The 2,902-nt window shown below is 43.2% G+C and carries 2 protein-coding genes and 1 pseudogene; all 3 read right to left on the bottom strand.

Annotation, left to right across the window (positions count from 1 at the left end; genetic code table 11):
* Window positions 1-1,104: 1,104 nt before the first annotated feature.
* Window positions 1,105-1,539 carry a hypothetical protein gene (locus ABD76_RS21345; RefSeq protein WP_197259121.1) on the bottom strand — a complete coding sequence of 145 codons (435 nt, stop codon included), beginning with the start codon at window positions 1,537-1,539 and terminating at the stop codon, window positions 1,105-1,107.
* 128 nt (window positions 1,540-1,667) lie between these two features.
* Window positions 1,668-2,423, bottom strand: a complete 756-nt coding sequence (istB, locus tag ABD76_RS21340; protein ID WP_197259120.1) for an IS21-like element helper ATPase IstB — start codon at window positions 2,421-2,423, stop codon at window positions 1,668-1,670.
* 2 nt (window positions 2,424-2,425) lie between these two features.
* Window positions 2,426-2,902, bottom strand: a pseudogene (locus tag ABD76_RS21335) (IS21 family transposase); the annotation flags it as partial.

Below are 2,902 nucleotides of genomic sequence, written 5' to 3'. Positions count from 1 at the left end.
TGTAAACATCTAGCTGCTGGCTTAGGTTTAATTATGATGCTCGATAGGTTCCGCAAGTTATAATAAAGTACGCTCGTTAAATCGTTTCTTACTCATGATGAATTCCCCCTTACTGCTTATCCCAGTATACAAAAAGGTACCCACAGCCTAAACACTTTTTTCAAAGTGCAGTCTGTGGGTACCAGTTTACTCTCTAGCGTTTCTTTGTTTGTGAAATAATCATAATCATGATAAAAATATGCATTGAATAGAAAAACAAACTATGCTGGTCTTGAACTCCATCTCTATATAGCAGGGAATGCACAATACCACAGATTGCTAAAGTTATTCCAACGTAAGCCAATTTGATTGCAGTTGTGAGTTTTTTTAAAAAAGAATTTTGAAAGGAATAGGACGATAAACGTTATAGCAGTGATGGCAGTCATTATAATCAGAAAGGGTATTAACATTTATTCGCCCCCAATTCGTTTAAGAATTTGAAGTCACATTAACCCATGGCACAGGGAGCCAGTGAATATTTATCGTGCACCCATTGCCATCGTTTTTTGTAGGACAAAACCATAAAGCACCGAAACCTGCAACCGCCGACCAAAAGGTGTTCCTTTTTACTTTAATTACGAACGTTATTGCTTCACCGGTACAAAAAACATACGTGTTTTCCGACTAATACGATAGTGGAGTGTATAACATAAAGCGCAAAGACTTGCATGGCGCAGGACAGATTGTTAAGTCATTAAAATGATTGGAGGTATGTACGTTTAACGAACAAACAAGAATATTGTCAAAGGTGCTCTTGTTTGTTTTTTTGCATTTTTTACCATAGCCTTTATTAGGCGATTTTGACCCTGACTGACCTTGTGAATAACACCCTCCCCTAAAAAGGAGGGCATTAAAGCCCTATGGTTCCACAGAATCCGTCATAAGTATAAATTGAACAAGGTTGAAGACAAATAAAATCAGTAGGAATATTACAATCGTCCAAATGATTTTTTTCATTCTTGATTTCTTTTTGTCGTTGTTTTCCATATGATAAGAACACCTCCTGTAATCAATATATCAAACAACGAGCGACTTTATGAATCATCGCTCGTTGTTTGATGTGTATTAGAATCTCATGAATTTATACAATTCCTTCGTCATTATTTTTCCGATGCCCTCAACAATAATATGGAGAGTCAAGTCTCCATAAATATTGGCGTGACCTCCAGTCCTATCATCATTCACTACAGCATGAGACTTTTTATCATTATGTTCCCAAGAAGTTCCTGGATGGAAGCCATAATAACCACTATCGGTTTTAGGAGTACCAATAATTTTATCATCCTTGTTAGAGACTTCAGCAATTACAAACGCTTTCATCCAAGATATACCAAGGTCGTTCCACGTCTCCTCGAATATTTTAGTGCGCGTACCTGAATCCGCAAATGTTTGAACAGGGTTTGTCTGTTGATATTCTACGACCGTAGCGTTTTGTTGCGGCAACGCAGTCAAGTCATTGAAGTAGTTCAACAGTGCCGCGTACTCATCAACTGAGTTCACAATGATAGCCCCGTTGTTTGATGAGTGCAATTTGTTTGTTGCATTCGTTTGCGCGGCTGCTGAGTAACCAGTTTCTTTTGTAACCGTCAAGTACTTTTGAGCAGATTCCGCTAAATAATTTTCAACACCTAGACATTTCCAAATATGGTTTCTCGATACTTGAGGCGAAAGCTGTCTCCACTCATCTTTATGACCTCACTCTTATGCAAGATCCGATCGAGAATGGCTGTCGTGATGGCCGGATCTCCAAGCAGCTCACCCCAATCTTCTGGTCCCTTGTTTGAGGTCAAGATAATCGAGGCTTGACCATAGAGCTTATTCACAAACTGAAAGAATAGATTCGATTCGCTTTTCTCCATGGCCATGAACATCAGATCGTCGATGATCACCAGATCAGATCCCAAAATACGCTTCATTCGAGTCTGTGATGTCCGTGCAATCTCTTGTGTCTTCAGCAGATGGATCAGGTTGTCCATGGCGACAAAGCTAACCCGGTGACCTCGTTCCAACGCCTCCATCCCCAACCCCACTGAGAGATGGGTTTTTCCTACCCCAGGCGGGCCCAAGAGTATTAAATTGTAGGTGTGCTCCAGCCAGAGCAGTTCCCGCAGCTGTTCCATGTGCCGTTTGCTGAGGGATTGCTGTTCTTCCAATCGAAAGTCGTCTAGCGATTTGATGAATGGGAACGAAGCCCATTTCATCCGTTTGGCTCGCTGTTTTTCCTCCCGCCTCCGCAGCTCATGCCCCAGGAGATGGTGCAAGAATTGCCCACAGCTCCAGTCCTTGGACTCAGCGTCCAACAGACTCTCTTCCAAGATGTGTGCCGCCTCGGTCATATTCAGCGTGCCCATCCATTGTTTCAACTCACCCGTGGTTGTTGCCACCCTTATCCACCTCCTAAGATGCGTTCGTAAGTCTTGAACTCCCGTATTTGGGGTTTGGCTTTCAGTTTAGCCGCATCCACTTGAACGAGCAGCTTTATGTCGCTCTGAGTCGGCTTCTCGACCGATTGCCGTTGCGCTTGTTCTGTGAAATGGCTTGCGGCATCCGCAAAGTCTGCAGCACAATACAAGCTGTGCTTTAAGCAGTAAGCCAGCGCCTGGTCAACCGTCTTAGCATTAGCCTTCGATATGCTCTTCTCGATCGCCTGCAATTGATCCCGGATATATCGCGGCTTGAGCTTCCGAATTTCCTCAAGGTAACGTCGGGCTTTGCCTGTATCCGTAAATTGTTCTGCCACATGATCGACATAAGCCTGAACGCCCTTTGACCGATCCCGACCGTGATTATTGTTACGAATGAGTTCACCTTTGCTGTGAAGACACAGCTGATGATCTGCCAGGATTTGTCCGGAGTCTTCCTC

This window comes from Paenibacillus dendritiformis, from assembly GCF_015845845.1.
GTDB classification, from domain to species: Bacteria; Bacillota; Bacilli; order Paenibacillales; family Paenibacillaceae; genus Paenibacillus_B; species Paenibacillus_B dendritiformis_C.
Note: the sequence above shows the minus strand (reverse complement) of the source record. Positions and strands in the feature narration are given on the sequence as shown.